The following is a 20,162-nucleotide window of genomic DNA, read 5'->3' as shown; positions in this document are numbered from 1 at the left end:
GAATTATTAAATAGTTATTTTTTTATTAATAGACTTCTTTCATAAGCTCATTTTAAAACATAGATCGAGATAAAATCCCCCTCATCCTAGCCTTCTCCCAGTGGGAGAAGGAACTTTCAATACCAATATGATTCACTCTACATGATCATTTTTTGATTTATGAAAGATCTTTAATGTACCGTAAAATAAAATTGCATTGTTAAGTAGATACAACGATAAGAATATAAATCTCGTCTTATAAAAAAATCGAGAAAGCTAAAAATAATGGCGATGGCTTATACCTTTATAGATGGCTGCATTAGAAGATGAAGATATTGCCATTTTGACTATATAAGACTTATCAAAATAACACACCATTCTAAGTATTCGTATTTCCCCAAGCTTTATTTGAACACTTACTTAAAAATCAAGTGATGAATATCCTGAGACGTATAGCTCATATCAATTAGCCAAAGCTATGTAAACAAAAGTATTTATACATCAATGTGGTGTACAACAAAACAATTTTTACGGATAGGACATTGTTGTAGATGGATTGGAAATCCGCTTAAGAGGGCAAAGACATGAACTTAGTCAAAATTTGGAATAAAGCAATCAAAGGTAAGCTCTATGTAGTTGGTGATATTCATGGTTGTTACGACTTACTAATGAATCGTTTGATTGAAATAGGTTTTAACTTTGAAAACGATTTATTGGTTGCTGTTGGTGACTTGGTTGATCGTGGCATTCAAAATATTGAGTGTGTGAATTTAATCGATCAACCCTGGTTTACTTCAATTCGAGGGAATCATGAAGACTTATGTATTAAAGGTTTGTTTAATGAGTCCTTTGGCCGTTGTCATATTGCCAATGGAGGAGAGTGGTTTTATGATTTGGATGCTCAAACTCAACATAAAATTATAAACAAATTTAATCAGTTACCGATTGCACTTGAAATCACACATCAAGGTCGTAAGTTTGGTTTTGTACATGGGCATATTGAGCAAAATGACTGGGAGTTGTTTAAGCATAATCTTAATCATTTTGATGCTGTCAGATATGCAATTGAAGCTAAGCGATTACCTACGGACGCTGCAATGTGGGGCAGAGAACGCTTTGATTTAAAGAATCCAAAATATACTAAAGTTCAAGGTGTGGATCTGGTCATCATGGGGCATACCGTCACAACAACGCCCATCAAGCGAGATAATTGCTACTACATTGATACTGGTGCAGTGTATTGCGGAAGTCTGACAATTCTAGACTTGAGTAAGATTTAAGGGATGAGGATCGACATCACCATGAAAATTATGGATGGGTCGAAATGTGCAATTGATAGATGGATGGCTACTCGAAATTTTAAGATTGAAAAATTGTAAAAATGTTTCGGATACTGAGTTAGTTACAAGTAAAACAATTGAATTGTGGGAAAAATAGTAAATCAAAATTACATTTTTGCGTTTTTAGTACAGAGAAAGAAAGCACCAGTTTACTAAGCATATCGTCACAGGAAAAATCTTAAGTAGAATCAGATGTTCTAAATCAGCAGAACATCTTACAGACACTTTTTGAACATTCAGGTTATTCCACAAAGAAAGAGCGTGGGAGGGAAATATGGATAATTTTGTACAGGTATTATCTTTTATTGTTCTAGGTTAGACTCGGTATTTAAATTAGATAGCTTTAATTAATTTTAAACTTTATGAAAAATATCAAATGCTTTATAGCTTCAAAAAAAAATGATCGTTTTGAATTTGAAGAGGAGGATATGCTTGGTGGATGTACTCCTTCTGAATATGATAAATGGCCTGGTGGGCACTTTAAAAAAGTATTAAAAATTAATAATTATCCTGAAACAACTTTTGTGATTTATTCAAAAGATAGATTAGAGGACATGGACCTTATAAATTTGAAAAAAGATTGGGAAAAGTTCTGTTCAATATCCTAAATCACATTGTAAGGCTAAATAGCCCATGTCTAGTAACGACATTTTATTAAAATCTCATCAGCAAAGAAGTTTTTACATAAGCATAAATTAGTAGAAGAATACAAAGTACTTAAGTAAAACTCGTATCTATCAAATCATTTGTAATACTGTGATTAAGCTAAATATCCATAGATTTTAAGTCTCTTATTCACCTTCATATTGAGTATTTTTCACCAATTAAAAGCAAGCTATAGCACTTGTTATATATTGCCACTGACAAATAAAATGAAACCCTAGTAAAATAGTCGGTATTCCTCCTATTACCGAATAATCGGTTTTTGCCTGCATTCTTTCCCCAAAGATGCAGGTTTTTTTTGCCTTAATGCTTCAATTATTCATAGCATAGCCTTAGTAGGCTGTTTTTTTCATAAAATCCTTAAGCGGTTAAGGATTTTGAATTTTGCTCAAAGTTCATAAAATAGAGCTGAATGCGGTAGTATAGTGATTAACGACAAGAGTAATCATTACGATGAATGAAACCTTTACATATTTGTATACCCACGTGGGTATATTTGGGTCCTTACCTACACACAAAGTATTTACCAGCGATAAGAGCAATAGAACAAAATTAATTTTTGCTGATAACACATTTATTTACAGTTTAATTTCTTCTTGGGCCTTAAGTAACTCTGATTTTGATAGTGGAAAAGTGACATGGAAAGAAGAACCACAAGACTATCTAGAAAATGAAATAAAAAAATTAGCGATTTATAAAGCGAATCATCCCTTATTTATCACTGAATCATAAGTTGATGTAGTCACTAGAGTGAAGTCAGCGCTATTTTAAATATTGATGAAAGATAGAGCAAAATATTGAAGAATGCCTTACAGAAATGTGAGGTATTTTTAATCGCTTAATTTTTCTTAACTCGCCAAAAAAATGTCATAAATGAGTGTTATATTGCTTAAAACAATTGAGGGGAGCCAACATGGGTATCGATCTAAAAGAACTCAATAAGCAAATTGATGATTTTAAAGAAAGTAAGGATCCACAAAGATTAATTATTGGTTATAAAACTTATTCTAAATTAATGAAAGAGAATAAGTTTTTAGATAAAGTTAGCAAAGATGCAAATGACCCAATGATTAGATATTATAAAGAAATAAAGATAAAAATAGTCACAGAAAAGCATTTTTTTGAGATTGAGTAGCTGAATAAGCAATATAAGTTGAAATGAGTGGTAAATAATGAAGTTTGTGGTGAGGCGCTTAAAGCGTCTTTTTTTATAGCAAAAATTATTATAGATACTTAACAGGTATTTATAGACAGGGAAGTATCGATAAGAAAAGGAAAGAAGGGAGTAATTATTGCAAAATGTTTTACTATTTAAGCAGCTTACTAAGCGATAGATTTTAATGTGATTTATTTATCCATATTAATGATTGAAAATTTCACGTTATTAGTGTATAAAAAATCAACAACAATAAAATAAGGGTGATTACATGATATCTAAATCTATAAACATCGCATTCTTCTTTTCTATGTTTATTGTTCTTACTTTGCTTATCCATTTATTTGGTAATATCCCTTTAGGGATATGGGTGTATAAGTAAATACAAATGGACCTAAAAGCTCATCAAAAGGTGGGCTTTTATGAATTTTAATATGTTGATAGGTGCTTAAAACAACTTTGCGATTTAGCAACTTATATCATGGCATAGAGATTAACGATGTCTGGTGTTAAATATGATGTTGTGGATCTGGCAAAAGAGATTCAATCTAATCACTCCAAAATTCTCTGTTCTTATATTTTTCTATGCACACACTAAAACAATGCATAAAAGTATAAATATTGTGTGAATAGAATACTTAAATAGGGCTTTTTGAGATATATATTGAATAAAGGTTGTATTACTTGCCTTTAAGGCGTATAAAGTCACTTCGTTGATGCGGGATGGAGCAGTCTGGTAGCTCGTCGGGCTCATAACCCGAAGGTCGTTGGTTCAAATCCAGCTCCCGCTACCAACGAAAAAAGATTCAAAGTTTATAGCCTAGTTTGCTTCATGCTTACTAGGTTTTTTTATGCTTAAAATTTATTGCATTGAATTTAAGCACTTTAGAATAGCAAAGATATAAAAAGCGCACTCAATCAATCTGCTTATTTATGCTGGGTATTTGAAGATAAGTAGAATAGTGTTATTTAATAAGTTTTCACTTTTAGCTTAAGTATTCTATGGCTCAATCTAATCTATATAAATTACCTGCTAAATATTGGATGGGCCGAATAGCAATTGGATATGGCATTGGCTATTTTGAGGGAGCTGTGGGTGATAACTCTCCACATCATCATCACGCACATCAGTTAAGCTTTGCAAAACAACAGGGAGAGCGGATTCAAGTTATTGCTGATGATTATTGTATATGGAGTAGTGGGGTCTATATCGCAGCAAATACTTTACATCATTTGCAACCAGGAACTTACTGTTCGATCTATATTGATCAAACACATTTTCTTGCTGATGTCATTCAGCATTATTTACAAGCTTACCTACAACCAGACTCGTCGATTACGATATTGCCTGAAAGTTTGGTCGCTATTCTTAGAGCATGTTTTATAGAACAAAATCAAACATTTGAATCTTTCCAAAAGCTTTTAAGTTATTGCAGTGAATCTAATTTCAAAGCTCAGTCAGTTAGAGAAGAGCGTCTTGCAAAATTTCTTATTCTCAACCATCAACAGAATTTGACAGTGAAACAAATCGCCACACAATTCAATCTTTCAGAAAGTCGTTTTAGTCATTGGTTTAGTGACAATTTTGGTATTTCTTATCGTAGTTATCGGAAATGGTTACGCTTATTACAAAGCTTTCAAGCCATAGATCAGGATATTAATTTAACCAGCATCGCTCATCACGCTCATTTTTCTGATCAGGCGCATTTTAGTCGAACCTGCAAACAAATGTTTGGCATTCAACCTTCACTATTAAAATTTATTCCATCCATTGAGCAAATGCCAATATTACTTTTGTCTGATTAAAAGCTATAAGTGATATAGCGGTTTCGTTCAATTTTTCTATCCAGCCAGTCAGCATACTCCTAAAACGTATTCTGTTGATTGGAGTTATAAATGAGCGCTTTTGTTAAAATATCTCTGCGATATTTATTTTATCCGCTTTGTATGCTGTTAACCGTATGGATGATGATGTTCATCGTCTCAGGGCAAGTTCCATATTGGGCAAGTTCAATATTGTTTATATTGCTAAGTGGCGTAGTGATTGCATGGGTTGAGCATTCTTTGCCTTATCAAGCAAAATGGTTGGATACACATCAAGATTTTGTTACAGATATCATCCATGCAATTTTTAATTTATTTTTGATCGTTTCTGTCTCAAAAATTATTGAATGGTTTGATCTTTTCCGATTTATTCCACGATTATGGCCCGACCATATTTCGGTATTTTGGCAGATATTGATTGTTGCTGTGGTGATTGATTTTGGTCTATGGTTCATGCACTACATGAGCCATAAGTATCGGTTTTTATGGAAATTGCATGCGATTCACCATCAATCACGCCGTTTATATTGGTTAAATGCTGAAAAGCGGCATCCCCTGAGTGCAATCGTACTTGCTGGACCTAGTTTGATCATCCTCGCGCTTTTGGGTGCTCCAAGTTTGCTGATCGGGTGTTGGATGATATTTATGGCCGTGCATTTGTTTTTTCAACATGCAAATATTGATTATCGTGTTGGTCCTTTCAAATATATTTTTGCTGTAGCTGAAGTACATCGCATCCATCATAAACATGGATTTGGTCGTAAGAATTTCGGAGAAGTGTTCATATTTTGGGACATCTTGTTTGGAAGTTTTCACTATGAAGATCAAAAAATTAAAGCTGATCAAGTTGGTGTGCGTAGTCAAATACCCAACCAATATTTGGCTCAACTCCGCTGGCCATTTAAAAAGTAACCATAAAGTAAGCATAAGAAAAATTGATGTATGTAACATTGGTGTATTATGTTCTGAAATAGAAAGCCAATTGGCTTTCTATCAATGATCGAGAAAAGTAATTTATTTGAGCAAGCTCTTGCAAAAGGGCTGTTCTAAATAGATAAGTCATTCTTTATCCATAATAAAGTTAAATATGTATAAGAAGGCTTGATTATTTATTTTTTTCCTGTAAAGTAAAGCCAACTAGAAAAAAGTCATGTTTTGGTAAATCTTCTCTAAGTATCGCAGTTTTAGTCATAATCCTTCGTTTTATTCAGATTTTAAGTTCAATTCTTTATTATTTTCGACGTTATCACTAGTCATAAAATGGCTTAAAATTTTTAAATCTCAGTAGGATTGATTATGTCAAACTCAAATGTTGTTAAAGGTACAGTTAAATGGTTCAACGAAACTAAAGGTTTCGGTTTCATTCAACAAGAATCAGGTCCAGACGTTTTTGCTCATTTCAGCGAAATCGCTAACTCTGGCTTCAAAACTCTTGCTGAAGGTCAACAAGTTGAATTCAGTATCACTCAAGGTCCTAAAGGTCCTAACGCTGTAAACATTACTCCGCTATAATTCAGAGTAAGTTGTAAAAAAAGCACGATATCGTGCTTTTTTTAACTCTAAATTTTATTTTAATTCATATTTATACATTTCAATTATTTCTATAACTTTTTATCCTAGTGTCAAAGCTATATTTATACTGAAACACTGGACCTGTTTAAAAAATCCATCATTCGCCTATCGGCAAAAATTTAAGCACATCTAATCAATTGCTGTGTAAAGCTTGTCTTTTCTATTCGGGGGACTGTGTGGCTGCTGTGCTATTTCTAGATCAATAAACAAAAAGAAACCCGCATCATGCAGGTTAGTATGGCCTTTCTTTATTGTCTATAGACCACTCTCTCCAATGGTCACGGATACTATACATCTGTTCTTTAATAATAAAAACGCAGTAAAATAGTCGAGATAAATGTATAGCGTCTTTCTAGTTGAATATGATTGATAAACCATAATAATTTAGATAAGTGAATAGAATCTAGTAGACTTTTCTTTGATGCTATATTTTAAAACGATTTAATTAAAAAATATTTAAAATCAGTTGTATAAAGTTTAATTTTTGTCCTTCTTTACAAGCAGCATTGGCTGGTGTTTTTCATTGTTTTATAGAGGCTGTATCTGTGAGCATACGAAGTCTCGATCATTGAGTGAATAAATTCTGATATTTGTATTGTTGTAAAATTAAATAGCCGATGAATGGTATTGAAAGTGAGACTCTTGTTATGTAAATTAAGTTTAGCTAAACATATATCACAAGTTTATATACCCACTTACTCTATCGGTGGGTATTTTTTTATATCGGCAATGAAAGGGTTGACGATAATTTAATTTTAAAGTAAATTTAAATTGTTATTTTACTAATAATAAATAACAAAAATCCTTAGTCAGCGCAAAATTAAGGTAAAGCCTTACAGAAATGTAGGGCTTTTTTTATCAGCTCAGCGCAAGTTTAGAATAAATCCGTTTTTGAGGCTGATGATTGGTTTACATACTAGAGTGGACATTGGTCTTTAAAAAAGCTTTACAAGTATAGAAGGAGGGGATTGTTTAATTGTATTCAAGTAACTGAGTATTATTGTTGAAGTATCAATAGTGATGCATTTGCAGTAATTGAAGCCAAAAGCTAGCGTACATCTGAACCAACTTAAGTAATGAATATTTTATTGATATGACAAGTAAAAATGAATTTGTTAAATTAAGTGAACGATACAAAGGATGGTAATGCGATGAAAAAATTAATTTTAGCTGGGAAGCTGGTTGAGGCAACCTTAGAGGGTGACCATGTCACACGATTACTCATCGGAAATTTAGTCGGTTTTCTGATAAAAAATGGAACAGTGAATTATGAAGACTATTTTCAATTTACCCAACAAACAAAAAAATACTTGATTGAAACGTCTGAGGATACCAGTGAATCCAAAGTAAAAATGATTGAAAGTATTTTTGATCTTCATCTTGATGATTTAAAGGAGATAAAAGCAATAGATCCTAAAAAACCTGAGTAGCATCAAGAAGCAATCTTTTTGATAAGCACTTAAAATGTAAGTAAATAAAAATTTTTATAATAATTTACTGTTTTTGCAGTATATTGAATTGCGTTTGATGTACAAGCATAAATTTAATAATCATTGAATGTTTTGGTTAACAGTTTTAGCTGTTTTTATTTAATTTTTTAAGGTGTTTTTTATGAATAAACTCGACATAAATGTAAAGGATCAATTTGGAAAGTGTTACGCAGTTGAGGCAACATTAGATGATGTTGTGATAAATCCAAATAAAACTCATGAACGTATCAAATATATTATTGTTGAAAATGAACTTTTACGTCCTAACTTCGAAATGCTTTTTGAAAGCAGCAAGAATGGTAAAATTTATAAGATTTTGGAACCTATGATTTAAATCGAGCCACCTACGGGTGGTTTTTTAATTGCTTAAATTTATATAGCGACTAAGGCAAATCTTCGCTGTTTATTTGAACATTGTATTGCAGCACGCTTTGGCTAATTTTTGTTACATAGTTTAATTTAATTAATAAATAAAGGCTGATATACTTTTTATTGAATTGTTGTGCGACTCACACATCATTCATGCGCCTCCAAAAAATAAGCCCACTTTTTAGTGGGCTTTCTAATGCTATATCAATGACTGGTTGAATTAAACTGTTATTTGAATAAGAGCTAAAGATGCCTTGATGAGGGTAAAAGTATAATAGTCGCTATCGAAATATTAGGTTTTTAATCTTAAGTAAAAGGTTAAGCCGTTGTGTTTTTGCAGTTAAAAGAGCATACGATAATCAGTCAACAATGAATGCTTTTAGAGTGTTCTGGATGCCCATCAATAATTCTTTTAAACATATATAGAATAAAGGTTGTATTCCTTGTCTTTAAGGCGTATAAAGGTGCTTCGTTGATGCGGGATGGAGCAGTCTGGTAGCTCGTCGGGCTCATAACCCGAAGGTCGTTGGTTCAAATCCAGCTCCCGCTACCAACGAAAAAAGATTCAAAGTTTATAGCCTAGTTTGCTTCATGCTTACTAGGTTTTTTTTATGCTTTTAAATTAGTTAGCTTTAGAAATTTATAATCAAAGCGCGGATAAATGCCGTGAAAAAATGACAATTGAAGGCGCATTTCAAGTTTGTTGTCTAAGTTAAAATAAAAATAATATGTAAAGTGTACTTTACATGGTGCGCTATTTGATCTAAATTTATGTAAAGCTTACTTTACATGGTTGCCGTATGAAAAAATATAGATCTCTGATTGAGTTTAGTGCATCAATACTGCTTTATGTTGTTGTGCTTATTTGTTCATTAAATTATTTAAAGAATGACGATATCCTTTATTCAACACAAATTTTTGTGACATTATTGCCGATAATTCCCTGTATTTTGGTGGGGTGGAGTGTACTCAGACAATTAGCACGCTTAGATGAAATGCAACAACACATCCAATTACAAGCTTTTGCGCTCGCATTCGTAGGTACCGCACTGATTACATTTAGCTATGGATTTCTTGAAAATATTGGCTTTCCACATCTTTCTATGTTTTTTGTATGGCCTTTAATGGCAATGTTGTGGGGTGTTGGTATTGCAATTGGGAGCTGGCGTTATCGATGAAAAATATCTTATCTGAATTGAGAGCGCAGCAAGGTTGGTCTCAGCAACAATTAGCAGAATATTTGGGAGTCTCTCGCCAGACAATCAATGCGATTGAAAAACAGCGCTATGATCCTAGCTTACCTTTGGCATTTAAAATTGCGAAATTATTTAACCAATCAATTGAAGCAATTTTTAAAGATGAAGAAAGTTTTGACAATGAAAATGACGTTATAAAAGCAGAAAATTCTGCCGCTAAAAAATAGTGTATTTGAATATTTTTAAAATATTATTCTATCGATTTGAGCAAGTTTTACTAAGAAATGACCAATTTTTCTTATAGGGTTTAGTGAGTGAAATGATCATAAGCGGTCCAGCTGCAGATAAACTGGTAAAAGCTTTGCTGGAGCATAAATTTTTAAGTAAGCCTCCACTTCAGGAGGCTTGCTTTTGAGCAGACTTTTATTTGAAGTACATGAGTTTGATATGTGTATCTATAGTTACACTTTATAAAAAAATCAGTGAGCTATGGCTTAAAATCAATGTATTCCTAAAAACTGAAATGGCTTTGATGCTTTAAAATAAGCATTTGATTTCCCAGAATAGGTGATTGCTTGGTCTTTACCTAAGGTCAATTTTTTGGTTTGTCCATCTTTGAAATTAATATCTTTTAAATCCACCCAGAATACATTGGGTGATACCGCAGATTCAAAAAAGTAAAGGCTTCTCTTATGGTCAACCACAGTACGCCAACGTGTAGAAGAAATATTTGGTTCTTCCGCTGTATTTAATCCAAAGGGTACAGAGACATTTCTGATTACACCAAAAACACTGGCGATAGAATGCTCAGGTGAAGCATTTTTAGGTATTGCATTGATATAAAATGATGCTCTTGCAAAGCGATCTGAGGCACGATTGGTTCCCGGTAGCATGACGGTTCCGCCGATTTGTTGCCAATAACTGTTCAGCGCTAACTGTTGATCAAAGATTGGGGAATTGGTCATCACCTGATATTTGCGGTTATGATGAATCACTTGCTTACCGTCAATATACTCAATAATTGCACTATCACCAGATGCATCAGAAATAGAGAGGTGCAGGGTAGTAAGTCGTGTATCACCTGGAACAGTATCTGTAACAACAATAAAAGGCTGTTTTTCTAAAGCACGTACAGCTTCATCTACAGTTGCATAGTTGTCTAAAACATATTGTGCCCACAGTGAAATGCTCAGTGGTGGTTTGTTATCCTTTTTAGGATCTGGATAATCAGATTCGACTAACCAGAGTAAGTTAGCCACTAACCCTTTTTCATTTACCCCATCTGTTGTGGATACGCCATAACCTGTTGCCACAACGCTCCCATATTTGGATGCCCACTGAATAGAATTTGGACCAGCTAAGCCTGTACGTTTGACATTACTGGGTAAAATCCATAAATCTGTCCCTACGTCTTGTTTCCAGTCCATAGAGCGTGCAGTAATCACTTCATTATTGTCACCTAGATATACTACACGTGTACATGCAGTGCTGACTTCTGCAGCGACTAGAACGCCCGCAGCAAGTAATATTTTTTTCAAAGCATTATTCATCATCATTCCCTCTCAAAAAATTGGTAAATTAATGCCCAGAACAGGGCCTTGTTGTGAAATATTCCAATGAAAGTTATTGGATTTATAATTTTTTTCAAAAGCAAAGGCAGGTAAATTAATATTTAAATTTGCCGCAACATCAAAAGAATTGCTGAAGCATTTTGCAAAAGCAGGCTGATTTAAAATAATACCAATCGTTATATATAAATATTTATTAAAGTTCATAAAATTTCACATTTTTTGCTATGTGTCTAATTATTATACTAGCACTGATTTTTATATTTTAGATAGAAATATTTTAAAAAATTGTTGCTGATAAAACGCCTGTTATTTAATATTTTCTACATTTATTTATTAATTTTATTAAATATTCACAATATCTATGCTATTCTGTACAGTTATTTTTAATAAAATATGTGTAGACCATATCAATATGAGTCTAATAAATATTGATATATGGAGATTTTAATATGTTATAAATATTAATTTTAATGAGTAAATAAGTAAGGTGGATTAATTTTTTTGCTTTAAATTGTTTTTTAATATGAGGATGATAAAATATTTATATATATATTAAATTATAGAATTTAAATAAAATAAATAACTGATATAAACCAATGCTATTGTTGTTATAAATATATCTTGATACGTGTTAATACTATCTATTCATTTAATAAAGGCGCATCTTGAGTGAGTCATTAATATGAATGACAAAAAAAAGAGATATCACTATGTCAAATTTTAACAAGCAAGCAAGTAGCACTCAGAATAACCAACCTGATGCTAATCAAGGCAATCAATCACAAGCACCGCAGCAGCAACAAGCAAATAAAGATCAGAATAAACAACCTGATAGCAATCAAAGCAATCCATCTCAAGCACAGCCAAAGAAAGTTGAAGAAACCCAAGAGCAAAAAAAATAGCATCTAGGTTTTTATTGAGTTAAGGGTAAATTGAAAGAAGGGAACTTTTTTCAATTTACTTAGGAGTTTAAATGATGATTAAAAATGTAACTGTGCATAAAATGTATGAAGAATTTCAGCAGTTTCCAGTCATACAATATGTGGGAGAATATGATGAGTCATTTAATTTAATTAAACTATTTAATCCACTTAATCAGGAATTAAGCAGAATATTTGGAACATATCAATGGGTCTTAATTGGTACTGATGAGGTGTTTTTTGTAGAGGAAGATTCGGACTTTCAAGAAAGAACCATCTAAAGAAAATAAATTACCCAAAATTTTAATCATTTTTATAAAACAATATATGTATTGAATTTCTTTTATAAATAAAAAATCATGTTGAGTGAGTAAATGGTTATTAAAATGCCTTCTTTCTTTGGAAGATGGGTAGGATATGGGGCTTTTACATTGATTTATAATTTTAAAATGGCTTATAAAAGAAGCCTGTTTGTAAACTTTAAATTTATTAAATTGGTTTTTTAAAAATTATAATTTTATATTAAGAAATTTATTTAAGGTGATTTTTTGATCTATTGTTACTGTACTGAGAATGCCATGGTTTTTGATTTATTGGCTACTATCAAAACCTAAAAAGTATGTTTATCTTTAAATTATTTATTTGTAGCTATTTGAGTGATTTTTATACTTGGTTCTGCGAGTGTTCAAGTCGATAGAAAAATTAAAATGTACGACATGATAAGTCGCTCTAAGATTGAAAAAGCACTGAATAAGTATTGTAATGGGCTCTCGTTATTTTCAGAATAAAGACTATGGCTAAAAAGCAAATAATTACATTTGATGAGTTTACGCGTGAACAGTTAATTTTTTCATTGAAAAAATATGCCTTAAAGGAACTAGACTTGGATCTAGGCAACTTTCCAGCACAGTTTTTATTTGATTTTATTGTAGACGAGTTTGGCCATCATTTTTACAATCAAGCGCTCAATGATACCCATGAATGGTTGGCAGAAAGATTCGCTCATTTAAATGAAGATTTATTTATTTTGTCTAAAGAAAAAGTAAACAAAGCAAAATAAACAGCATCTTGGAAATCGTATCCAGCATGATTTCAGTACTTGATGTTATAAGGTCAGCAGTAAGGTTACACTGATTTATGATCATTCATGCTGAGACGCTTTTAGAAAGCCCCACCTAAGTATTTTAGGATAGTGCTTACTCTGTTCTTTGGATAGAAGATTTATTGAGTTGATATCTGAAAAAAAGCTGATTGCCTATAGTGATTTCATCATCCAATTTAAATCCGAGTGAATAGATCTCTGCTCACTTTTTCCGTGTTGGCGGTAATAAAATCATGATCGACTCAAAGCCCATCTCGTTAAAGGTCTGATTTATAATTTTATTAAAAATTTGTTTATCCATTCCTCAATATCGAGGCTAACATTAAAGCTAAGTCGGCATCTTCATTCTGTAATCCTCCCCAGCTTGCTGGATCGCAAGTATAGCGAGCAAGTGATGTTGCTTTTGGTTCTAGCCGATGTGCTCAGTGAAGACTTCTATTGACTCTCTAATTTTACTTTAAGCGCATGATTCATTCGTTCAAAACCGGGCTTGGTTTTGGTCTGTAAGTTCTTAAGAAATGGTTTGACTAAAATGCCACTAAACGCTTCACTATGGATCAATCTGGTTTGATTATTGGATATTTGTTCTAATCTAAATTTATGTTCTCCATCAAATATTCCCTTCACCAATAATTTTCCGCGCCAGCTAAATTGTTTATTTTCCTGATTTTCAAGCACAAGCGCTTTAAAAGACATTTTACTTGTCGCATCATTTTGTATAGTGACATTGATCTTGCCACCTTGATGGGTTTCTCCTGAAACATTGATGATAAATGGATTCCAATTTTTATAATCTTCAAAATTTGTTAGGGTTTTCCAAACAATATCAATCGGTGTATTGATCAAAATTTCTGTGGTTATTTCAAATTTCATATTCGCTCTTTTGACTTGCTTGTATTTTATCCAATATACACTTATTTCAACTTTTGAATATCGCTAAAATTAACCTTACTTTGTTAAGAGGTTGGTTATATTAAGTTATTGAATAAAATTATAATTGTTGGTTTTTTCTGCATTGTTCTAAGCTGCGTCTTGATATGATTCATTTTTATACTTAAAAAGCAATCAGCATAAAGAATAAATTCAATATTTTAATCAATAAAAAGTAGCTTCGTTTAAAAACTATAAATTGTTGAGCACCTTATATGATTCTGCTCATAAAAGACTTTTGAATTATTGTGATGTATTTCACTATAATTTATCTTAGTTTGAATCGCGACTGGTTTTTGTGTAAACTAGAGAGGTGATTTAGTGGTTTTATAGAGGTAATTATGATGATTTTTTATGATGGAGAACATATTTTCCCAGAGCGTGCCAACGAATTTAAAAACTTTTTAAAGAAATACTTGATGGAACATCAAGCTGAATATTTATTAGAACAAAAAACATTTGTATACGATAGTGACTGTGACGAGTTTTTAGAGTCAGACATTCAGGAATTTTATAAAATTTGGTTGATGGCTTAATGCATAACATCCTACTAAGGGAGTTCTAAAAAACTAGCTTGTCAGAAAAGTATAGAGCTTGTTCTTCTAGGTTGGGTTTTACAATGACATAGCGCACATCGTCTATATTTTAAGCATCATATTTTTTAATATGATAATAATGTTGATCTGAGGCCATGCTAAATATATGAATGAAAAGAAATATAATAAATACCTTAATAAATATTGTATATATCTTAAATAATAAAGATTTAAAATATTTCCTAGTTAATTTCCCTGTAAATTAGAGTTTTAGAATAAATATTTGTATTTAAATTTTTTTATTGCATATTTTTAATTTTTCGTGTTTGAATTTATCAAAAAATAAGTCGTTTATTCATATTTATATTCATGCTTTTTTATAAAAAATTAAAATTCAATCAGTGCTTTTTATGCCAAATAAAACATTTTAATTGTAGCCTAATATTGACCTAATCCTTTGTTTAAATTAAAAAAAAGTTACAAATTATTATAATAAAATAATATTATATTATAATTTCATGATACTTTTTAAACATGAGGGTGCTTTAAAAGCGACTCATATTATCTCTACTTAATAAAAGGCATATATAAATGGCTAAAATTGACTTAACACCTTTAACAGAAATTGATGGATTCACTGCAACAGCACTTGTCGATAGTACAAGTGGGCTATCATTGGCTTCATATGGAGCAGGAATTGATTTGGAACTTGCGGCTGCTGGAAATACGGAGGTTTTAAAAGCAAAAATGAAAACAGCAGAAGCTTTAAATTTACGCGATACGATTGATGATATTTTAATTACCCTTGGAAAGCAGTATCACTTATTGAGACCTCTAGATAAGAACAGTAACTTATTTTTATATTTAGTATTAGATCGCCAAAAATCTAATTTGGCAATGGCACGACATGAACTCAGAATTTTTGAAAAAGAATTAGATTTTTCTTAAGCAGCATTGGCTATTGCATCGCGCTGTTGTGATAGCCTTTTGGTAATTTTTCGCTTTAAAATCAAAATATTCAATAACATTCACAATAATTTATACTGGATTTTTAGCTAAAATCAGAAAATAAATAATTTAAATTCAATGGTGTATATTAAAATGTGAGTATTGTGAGATAAAAATTAACATTGAAAATATTTTAAATGTTATTACAATTCTATTTCTAATAAATTTAAGGGAATAAGCTATGGAAAATAAAACGGCAAGATTAACAATTTTGATTGATCCTAATAAAAAAGAAGCTTTCGAGGCCTTATGTAATCGTCAAGATTTAAAACCATCTCAAGTTGTTCGTCAATTGATCCGTGAATATTTAGACAAGCATGATGTTGAATATTCAACTAAATTACCCATAGCAAAAAATAAATAGAGCAATTTTCTCTGTTTATAAATATTTTATCGAGCTGTAAGGTTTGTTTGATATTTCTAGTTATTTTTAGCGCATAAAAATAATGCATTAAAACGAAAATGATCATTGCTCTTTTTTTATGATTATTGGATGCGCTATATTTTTTTGATGATTAAAATTTTTAAGCAATCATATAGAATAAAATGAGTCACGCTCAAAAGTGGCATAAGCTGTTGAAAAATTTTAGCTGACAGACCTGTATATTTATTTTGCTTTAAAAGATCAGCGCATGTTAACGCCCTTATTTGTTATCAAATTATTTTTAAAAATAAAAATAAAAAACAGGAAAGTTTAAGCTAGGATTAGCTTCATCATGTTCTGTAAATTTAGCCACTCACGGTCAAGCAAATCATCCATTATAAAGGTTTAATCTTTTTTGCCATGCTTATTGCATTTGGTCTTGGTATTTTGCTCAGTAAAGCAGAGCTCCCTTTATCACAAAAAGGACATATTGAAACGGAATGTTTCGGTATACATATTCCTGAAAATTTAAAGTACACGCAGTCTAGACAATATTGTAGGTGTTTTAAAAGCCGCTTGAATTACAGCGATAAAAGTAAAATCGAGAAAATGTGTTTAGATAAATAGAGGGAGAAGGGGGCTATCAATACCAATATGATTCACTCAACATGATTGCTTTTTGATTTATGAAAAAGAGATTTAATGATGTCGATGATATATAAATTTTAATGATGATCAATGCTATGGGTGATCTCGTGTGGCAGGTTTATAGGTTATTTTTATAAAATAATTTTTACGGGCTCGTTTTAATGTGGTGTTATTTAGATTTTTTAAGGTTGATCAATATTAAATTATAGTCAATCAAACTTATCTATTATCTACCAATTAAAAAAATATTCAATTTCAAAATTGCTGTGATATCGTTCAATAATGTTACTGCATCTTGCAGATCAAAGCGCATCTGACTATATTAAAACTACAGTAGGTCGCTAAGACGCTACGAAGTAGTTGGACAGATCAATGACGGCTTGTTGAATTTGTGACTCCAGTTCAAATAAAAAATAAGCACTAGCTTTCCAACATAAAAAGCTCGCAGAAATGCGGGCTTTTCTTTTTCTGATTTTCTGAAACGTCATGAAATAATTGAGTCAAGCTGTATTTACATAAAGTATTCAAAGTAACTATTTATTTTATAAATAGAAAAAATAGTAATGTAGCTAATTTTTAACATTGCCATAAAATCTAACAACTTTAAGCTAATTTTTAGTTTGGCGCATGCTATAAGAAAACAGTATATAAAAAAGAGGACAGAAAAATGACTGAAATGATTACAGTAAGGGTCAAGGATCAATATAGTAATGAGCTGAATGCGATGGCTTGGTTAAATAAGCTGCAAGAGCATGAAGACACAGATAATTTATCATTGTTCCAAAAAATTGATCATATCGTTGTGGATGGTGAGAAAATCTTACCAAGTATTGAGTTGCTTTTTGAAAGCAAAGAAAGTGACAGTATTTATCGTGTGATTGAACAAGTTAGCTAATTTTTATCATCAATTAAAAAACGTGTTGGGTGAAAAAGCCCAACACGTTTTATTTTTAATCAGTTTAAGCTGCGTGAATATTAAGCAGCTTTAAAATGATCGAGTGTAACGGCAACAAGATGATATAAGGCCAAACGGTTTTTGTTTGCATGCTCAATTGCATTTTTTTCAATTTTAAACTTATCTTGAAGTGTCCCTCGAGAATAGCTTTCAACCAAAATATGTTGAGATGAAATAGGATCGCTTTTGATACGTAAATCTTTTTGATATTTAATATTGGATACAGCATTTAAACATTGTTCAAACGTTGGGTAAAAATTTGAAAGTTCTAAAGCTGTTTGATTGGTCGATTTTGTAAGGTATTGAGTCATAATTGTCTAATTGTTTTAAATCATTGGCGTGCCCATAATTCTACCGAATGCATGTAAAACAGACAATGTGATTTTGTAAAGAGATATGAATGTATGGGAATACGCTTAAGTCGGTTTAAAAATTAATCGGTATTACTCCCATTTAAAATTCCAAAGTCGGGATAATATTGTCCCAATAAATCATCTCAATATACATAAAACTTTGATTTATTGGCGGTAGCTTATTTGGCTTTAAGATTTTGATATTCGGAACTAAATCAAAAATACCCTTAAATAAAAAGACTTAGAATGACTTTAAAGCACTTCATTTGTCATTCTAAGTGGGTAAATTGAAATAAATATTTAGGATCGATTTAAGATGATTGTAGATGTTGGAGTGAATAATTAATTTGTTGCATGGTTTGATTTAATTCTTGGGGAGAGATTCGACTTTCTTGAAGTGCGGTAATCCACTGCATTTGGCAAAATTTAATATCTCGAATTGATTTTGCCTGCTGTATTTGCATGACCAATTGTTTAGTCATCAAGCCGCAATGCGTCTGTAGCAGGGTAGACATTTTGTGTTTGATGTCATCAAAATTTATATAATTCAGTTCAGGCGTCGTTTCGGCATGCGCTACGTGTGTAGGTGTGACAGTGCTAACGCTTTGCTGGATAGGGTATGGATCTGCTGATTTTTTATCTTGACTGAGCTGGGTATCGCTAATAATTATTGGATTTTCAACTGCTTTAGGCGACGGTTTAAAGCCAATTTCAGTTGTCAGATTTGAAGGGGTGCGCTGATTTGATTGTTCAATCTTGGACGATTCTGATGTTATTTTTGACTTAACTTGAGGCGCACCATTCATTTGATTCTGAAAAATTAGACCAAGCTCCTCTAATTGTTGAATAAGTTCTGGTGTTGCAAGCCGTTGCTTTAGTGCACTATTCAAAATTTTAAAATCATCTGTGCCAATAAGCAGCAATAATTGTCTTTGGCGAGCAGTGAGTTGAATTGAGCGATGTTTTAAAGTCTGAATTCCCAAGTCAGTTTTAAAGTAGTGATCCATGAGTCAAATTATTCCCCAATAAATTGACCCTAGAGTAAAGAATGAAAATTACACTAATATGACTTTATTGTTACAAATCATCAGCTTAAAGTGTGACGATGTTTGCATTCTCTAAAGCTTTGCGTAAATAAGGGTCAAGTTCATCTTGACGAAGTAACCATTGCACATAGTCTTTGGGTAATTCTGCAATTGCTGTCCCACGATGCTTACCAAAGTTAATGCTGCGTGGGATACGCGCATCTTCTGAGGCTTCATATAATTCTTCAATGCTTTGAATTTTGAGTTGATAAACAATATGCATGAGAATATTTGCAGTTAAAATAATGTCGGCATCTGCACGATGTGCACCTTTTAACATTTCACGTGCTTTCTCACTGCCTTTACTGATCATATAAATCAGTGCTGATATATTGTGTGCTTCAGCATCAGGCCAAACAAGACGAGCAAGTGCTAGCGTACAAATGGCTTTGATATGAGCAGTATCTACGCCACACCGTTGTATAGCCTGAATATCGTAATCAATATTATGCCCAATGATATACTGGGTGTGCTGAGGAAGTTCAAAGCTGGAAAAATTAGGCTGCCCGACAAGATCAGATTCTAGGATATGGTGAACGGCCATTGAGCCAAAAGAAATTTTTTCATTGCCAATACTATAAAGTTGATCGAACATTTGTTCCCGATCTAAGCTTAATTTCCCTTCTTGAATTTGAATCGGTGCATAAGCAATTTCAATGGGCAATCCATTGAGTGTATGAGTTTCAGTATCTAGAATGATTGCTTGCATACCTTTGTTCCTCAACAAATAGATAAGAAAGAGCGCCTTCATAAACTAGCTTTTTTAGACGCTAAATACAAATGAAACCCATCTAAAATCAAGATAAGTGCTGGCTTTTGCTTAAATCACACGCAAAATCTTTTTTTAGTGTGATTTATTTTCAAAATACTTAAAACCATTACTTAAAAATTAATTGAAATTTAAATCATAAGATTCATCAGTGATAAGAATCTATTCATTGTTAAAACCGTGAAAAATATATTAAAAATTGAGTGTTTTGAAATTAATTTATACTGGTTGGTGTGTAAAAAATACATTAAATTCAGTTGATTAATAAATAAAAAACTGGATTGATGAGATAATTTAATATGTTTTAAAGATTAAATCTCATTTGCTATATT

Annotated in this window: 24 protein-coding genes and 2 tRNA genes; 20 read left to right on the top strand and 6 right to left on the bottom strand. The window is 31.9% G+C overall.

Going from position 1 to position 20,162, the window contains the following annotated elements; translation table 11 throughout:
- Nucleotides 1-563 precede the first annotated feature (563 nt).
- The 13 genes from ACQ7EO_RS15115 (at nt 564) to ACQ7EO_RS15055 (ending at nt 9,816) form a co-directional block, all read left to right on the top strand.
- A complete protein-coding gene (locus tag ACQ7EO_RS15115; protein WP_434277886.1) occupies nt 564-1,259 on the top strand; it encodes a metallophosphoesterase in 696 nt (231 codons plus the stop codon).
- A 422-nt stretch (nt 1,260-1,681) separates the two neighbouring features.
- Complete coding sequence (locus tag ACQ7EO_RS15110; RefSeq protein ID WP_434277885.1) at nt 1,682-1,927, top strand: hypothetical protein; 246 nt, start codon at nt 1,682-1,684, stop codon at nt 1,925-1,927.
- Nucleotides 1,928-2,435: 508 nt separating this feature from the next.
- On the top strand, nt 2,436-2,714 hold the full coding sequence (locus tag ACQ7EO_RS15105; protein WP_004820038.1) for a hypothetical protein: 279 nt from the start codon (nt 2,436-2,438) through the stop codon (nt 2,712-2,714).
- A 181-nt stretch (nt 2,715-2,895) separates the two neighbouring features.
- Nucleotides 2,896-3,117: a hypothetical protein gene (locus ACQ7EO_RS15100; RefSeq protein ID WP_244015488.1), complete on the top strand. Its 222-nt coding sequence runs from the start codon at nt 2,896-2,898 to the stop codon at nt 3,115-3,117.
- 738 nt (nt 3,118-3,855) lie between these two features.
- Nucleotides 3,856-3,932, top strand: a tRNA-Met gene (locus ACQ7EO_RS15095).
- 208 nt (nt 3,933-4,140) lie between these two features.
- Nucleotides 4,141-4,944 carry a helix-turn-helix domain-containing protein gene (locus ACQ7EO_RS15090; RefSeq protein ID WP_434277883.1) on the top strand — a complete coding sequence of 268 codons (804 nt, stop codon included), beginning with the start codon at nt 4,141-4,143 and terminating at the stop codon, nt 4,942-4,944.
- A gap of 90 nt (nt 4,945-5,034) precedes the next feature.
- Nucleotides 5,035-5,874, top strand: a complete 840-nt coding sequence (locus tag ACQ7EO_RS15085; protein ID WP_434277881.1) for a sterol desaturase family protein — start codon at nt 5,035-5,037, stop codon at nt 5,872-5,874.
- A 384-nt stretch (nt 5,875-6,258) separates the two neighbouring features.
- Entirely contained in the window at nt 6,259-6,474 is a 216-nt protein-coding gene (locus ACQ7EO_RS15080; RefSeq protein WP_004721990.1) for a cold-shock protein, read from the top strand.
- Nucleotides 6,475-7,685: 1,211 nt separating this feature from the next.
- A complete protein-coding gene (locus ACQ7EO_RS15075) occupies nt 7,686-7,964 on the top strand; it encodes a hypothetical protein (RefSeq protein WP_096733589.1) in 279 nt (92 codons plus the stop codon).
- A 181-nt stretch (nt 7,965-8,145) separates the two neighbouring features.
- On the top strand, nt 8,146-8,358 hold the full coding sequence (locus ACQ7EO_RS15070) for a hypothetical protein (RefSeq protein WP_004721987.1): 213 nt from the start codon (nt 8,146-8,148) through the stop codon (nt 8,356-8,358).
- Nucleotides 8,359-8,869: 511 nt separating this feature from the next.
- A tRNA-Met gene (locus ACQ7EO_RS15065) sits at nt 8,870-8,946 on the top strand.
- A gap of 247 nt (nt 8,947-9,193) precedes the next feature.
- Nucleotides 9,194-9,571, top strand: a complete 378-nt coding sequence (locus tag ACQ7EO_RS15060) for a hypothetical protein (protein ID WP_434277878.1) — start codon at nt 9,194-9,196, stop codon at nt 9,569-9,571.
- Nucleotides 9,568-9,816, top strand: coding sequence for a helix-turn-helix transcriptional regulator (locus ACQ7EO_RS15055; RefSeq protein WP_434277876.1), 249 nt, complete (start codon nt 9,568-9,570; stop codon nt 9,814-9,816). Before ACQ7EO_RS15060 ends, ACQ7EO_RS15055 begins: the two co-directional genes overlap by 4 nt.
- 273 nt (nt 9,817-10,089) lie before the next feature.
- Here ACQ7EO_RS15055 and ACQ7EO_RS15050 read toward each other — a convergent pair whose 3' ends face one another.
- Together ACQ7EO_RS15050 and ACQ7EO_RS15045 are read right to left on the bottom strand one after the other, a co-directional pair.
- Nucleotides 10,090-11,139 carry a linear amide C-N hydrolase gene (locus ACQ7EO_RS15050; protein ID WP_434277875.1) on the bottom strand — a complete coding sequence of 350 codons (1,050 nt, stop codon included), beginning with the start codon at nt 11,137-11,139 and terminating at the stop codon, nt 10,090-10,092.
- 12 nt (nt 11,140-11,151) lie between these two features.
- Entirely contained in the window at nt 11,152-11,364 is a 213-nt protein-coding gene (locus ACQ7EO_RS15045) for a hypothetical protein (protein WP_004820046.1), read from the bottom strand.
- Between the two features lie 506 nt (nt 11,365-11,870).
- Between ACQ7EO_RS15045 and ACQ7EO_RS15040 the strand changes: the two genes are divergently transcribed.
- The 3 genes from ACQ7EO_RS15040 to ACQ7EO_RS15030 all read left to right on the top strand — a co-directional run bounded on the left by ACQ7EO_RS15040 (nt 11,871) and on the right by ACQ7EO_RS15030 (nt 13,140).
- Nucleotides 11,871-12,062 (top strand): hypothetical protein, encoded by a 192-nt coding sequence (locus ACQ7EO_RS15040; protein ID WP_434277874.1) that lies wholly within the window; start codon nt 11,871-11,873, stop codon nt 12,060-12,062.
- 71 nt (nt 12,063-12,133) lie between these two features.
- Nucleotides 12,134-12,361 (top strand): hypothetical protein, encoded by a 228-nt coding sequence (locus ACQ7EO_RS15035; RefSeq protein WP_434277873.1) that lies wholly within the window; start codon nt 12,134-12,136, stop codon nt 12,359-12,361.
- A gap of 512 nt (nt 12,362-12,873) precedes the next feature.
- The gene (locus tag ACQ7EO_RS15030) at nt 12,874-13,140 is read left to right on the top strand and encodes a DUF2164 domain-containing protein (protein WP_004820051.1); all 267 of its coding nucleotides are present in this window, start codon (nt 12,874-12,876) and stop codon (nt 13,138-13,140) included.
- Between the two features lie 477 nt (nt 13,141-13,617).
- Here the strand turns inward: ACQ7EO_RS15030 and ACQ7EO_RS15025 are convergent, their stop codons facing one another.
- Entirely contained in the window at nt 13,618-14,055 is a 438-nt protein-coding gene (locus ACQ7EO_RS15025) for an SRPBCC family protein (protein ID WP_434277872.1), read from the bottom strand.
- Between the two features lie 398 nt (nt 14,056-14,453).
- Between ACQ7EO_RS15025 and ACQ7EO_RS15020 the strand changes: the two genes are divergently transcribed.
- The 4 genes from ACQ7EO_RS15020 to ACQ7EO_RS15005 all read left to right on the top strand — a co-directional run bounded on the left by ACQ7EO_RS15020 (nt 14,454) and on the right by ACQ7EO_RS15005 (nt 17,563).
- Complete coding sequence (locus ACQ7EO_RS15020) at nt 14,454-14,648, top strand: hypothetical protein (protein WP_004721972.1); 195 nt, start codon at nt 14,454-14,456, stop codon at nt 14,646-14,648.
- Between the two features lie 591 nt (nt 14,649-15,239).
- On the top strand, nt 15,240-15,596 hold the full coding sequence (locus ACQ7EO_RS15015; RefSeq protein ID WP_096733596.1) for a hypothetical protein: 357 nt from the start codon (nt 15,240-15,242) through the stop codon (nt 15,594-15,596).
- Nucleotides 15,597-15,837: 241 nt separating this feature from the next.
- On the top strand, nt 15,838-16,020 hold the full coding sequence (locus ACQ7EO_RS15010; protein WP_096733597.1) for a ribbon-helix-helix protein, CopG family: 183 nt from the start codon (nt 15,838-15,840) through the stop codon (nt 16,018-16,020).
- A gap of 1,315 nt (nt 16,021-17,335) precedes the next feature.
- The gene (locus ACQ7EO_RS15005; RefSeq protein WP_004721965.1) at nt 17,336-17,563 is read left to right on the top strand and encodes a hypothetical protein; all 228 of its coding nucleotides are present in this window, start codon (nt 17,336-17,338) and stop codon (nt 17,561-17,563) included.
- 80 nt (nt 17,564-17,643) lie between these two features.
- On the opposite strand, the gene ACQ7EO_RS15000 is transcribed toward ACQ7EO_RS15005, so the two are convergent.
- The 3 genes from ACQ7EO_RS15000 to ACQ7EO_RS14990 form a co-directional block, all read right to left on the bottom strand.
- Nucleotides 17,644-17,934, bottom strand: coding sequence for a hypothetical protein (locus ACQ7EO_RS15000; RefSeq protein ID WP_004721964.1), 291 nt, complete (start codon nt 17,932-17,934; stop codon nt 17,644-17,646).
- A gap of 353 nt (nt 17,935-18,287) precedes the next feature.
- Nucleotides 18,288-18,983 carry a hypothetical protein gene (locus tag ACQ7EO_RS14995; RefSeq protein WP_434277870.1) on the bottom strand — a complete coding sequence of 232 codons (696 nt, stop codon included), beginning with the start codon at nt 18,981-18,983 and terminating at the stop codon, nt 18,288-18,290.
- Nucleotides 18,984-19,068: 85 nt separating this feature from the next.
- Nucleotides 19,069-19,770 carry an exonuclease domain-containing protein gene (locus ACQ7EO_RS14990; protein WP_270387524.1) on the bottom strand — a complete coding sequence of 234 codons (702 nt, stop codon included), beginning with the start codon at nt 19,768-19,770 and terminating at the stop codon, nt 19,069-19,071.
- Nucleotides 19,771-20,162: the final 392 nt, after the last annotated feature.

It is taken from the genome of Acinetobacter sp. CE-15 (genome assembly GCF_051059255.1).
Lineage (GTDB): Bacteria > Pseudomonadota > Gammaproteobacteria > Pseudomonadales > Moraxellaceae > Acinetobacter > Acinetobacter guillouiae.
Note: the sequence above shows the minus strand (reverse complement) of the source record. Positions and strands in the feature narration are given on the sequence as shown.

Bases quoted from the DNA above. Each gene is read 5' to 3' on its own strand.
- ACQ7EO_RS15115 (WP_434277886.1), top strand. From the start codon at position 564: ATGAACTTAGTCAAAATTTGGAATAAAGCAATCAAAGGTAAGCTCTAT.
- ACQ7EO_RS15110 (WP_434277885.1), top strand. From the start codon at position 1,682: ATGAAAAATATCAAATGCTTTATAGCTTCAAAAAAAAATGATCGTTTT.
- ACQ7EO_RS15105 (WP_004820038.1), top strand. From the start codon at position 2,436: ATGAATGAAACCTTTACATATTTGTATACCCACGTGGGTATATTTGGG.
- ACQ7EO_RS15100 (WP_244015488.1), top strand. From the start codon at position 2,896: ATGGGTATCGATCTAAAAGAACTCAATAAGCAAATTGATGATTTTAAA.
- ACQ7EO_RS15090 (WP_434277883.1), top strand. From the start codon at position 4,141: ATGGCTCAATCTAATCTATATAAATTACCTGCTAAATATTGGATGGGC.
- ACQ7EO_RS15085 (WP_434277881.1), top strand. From the start codon at position 5,035: ATGAGCGCTTTTGTTAAAATATCTCTGCGATATTTATTTTATCCGCTT.
- ACQ7EO_RS15080 (WP_004721990.1), top strand. From the start codon at position 6,259: ATGTCAAACTCAAATGTTGTTAAAGGTACAGTTAAATGGTTCAACGAA.
- ACQ7EO_RS15075 (WP_096733589.1), top strand. From the start codon at position 7,686: ATGAAAAAATTAATTTTAGCTGGGAAGCTGGTTGAGGCAACCTTAGAG.
- ACQ7EO_RS15070 (WP_004721987.1), top strand. From the start codon at position 8,146: ATGAATAAACTCGACATAAATGTAAAGGATCAATTTGGAAAGTGTTAC.
- ACQ7EO_RS15060 (WP_434277878.1), top strand. From the start codon at position 9,194: ATGAAAAAATATAGATCTCTGATTGAGTTTAGTGCATCAATACTGCTT.
- ACQ7EO_RS15055 (WP_434277876.1), top strand. From the start codon at position 9,568: ATGAAAAATATCTTATCTGAATTGAGAGCGCAGCAAGGTTGGTCTCAG.
- ACQ7EO_RS15050 (WP_434277875.1), bottom strand. From the start codon at position 11,139: ATGAATAATGCTTTGAAAAAAATATTACTTGCTGCGGGCGTTCTAGTC.
- ACQ7EO_RS15045 (WP_004820046.1), bottom strand. From the start codon at position 11,364: ATGAACTTTAATAAATATTTATATATAACGATTGGTATTATTTTAAAT.
- ACQ7EO_RS15040 (WP_434277874.1), top strand. From the start codon at position 11,871: ATGTCAAATTTTAACAAGCAAGCAAGTAGCACTCAGAATAACCAACCT.
- ACQ7EO_RS15035 (WP_434277873.1), top strand. From the start codon at position 12,134: ATGATGATTAAAAATGTAACTGTGCATAAAATGTATGAAGAATTTCAG.
- ACQ7EO_RS15030 (WP_004820051.1), top strand. From the start codon at position 12,874: ATGGCTAAAAAGCAAATAATTACATTTGATGAGTTTACGCGTGAACAG.
- ACQ7EO_RS15025 (WP_434277872.1), bottom strand. From the start codon at position 14,055: ATGAAATTTGAAATAACCACAGAAATTTTGATCAATACACCGATTGAT.
- ACQ7EO_RS15020 (WP_004721972.1), top strand. From the start codon at position 14,454: ATGATGATTTTTTATGATGGAGAACATATTTTCCCAGAGCGTGCCAAC.
- ACQ7EO_RS15015 (WP_096733596.1), top strand. From the start codon at position 15,240: ATGGCTAAAATTGACTTAACACCTTTAACAGAAATTGATGGATTCACT.
- ACQ7EO_RS15010 (WP_096733597.1), top strand. From the start codon at position 15,838: ATGGAAAATAAAACGGCAAGATTAACAATTTTGATTGATCCTAATAAA.
- ACQ7EO_RS15005 (WP_004721965.1), top strand. From the start codon at position 17,336: ATGACTGAAATGATTACAGTAAGGGTCAAGGATCAATATAGTAATGAG.
- ACQ7EO_RS15000 (WP_004721964.1), bottom strand. From the start codon at position 17,934: ATGACTCAATACCTTACAAAATCGACCAATCAAACAGCTTTAGAACTT.
- ACQ7EO_RS14995 (WP_434277870.1), bottom strand. From the start codon at position 18,983: ATGGATCACTACTTTAAAACTGACTTGGGAATTCAGACTTTAAAACAT.
- ACQ7EO_RS14990 (WP_270387524.1), bottom strand. From the start codon at position 19,770: ATGCAAGCAATCATTCTAGATACTGAAACTCATACACTCAATGGATTG.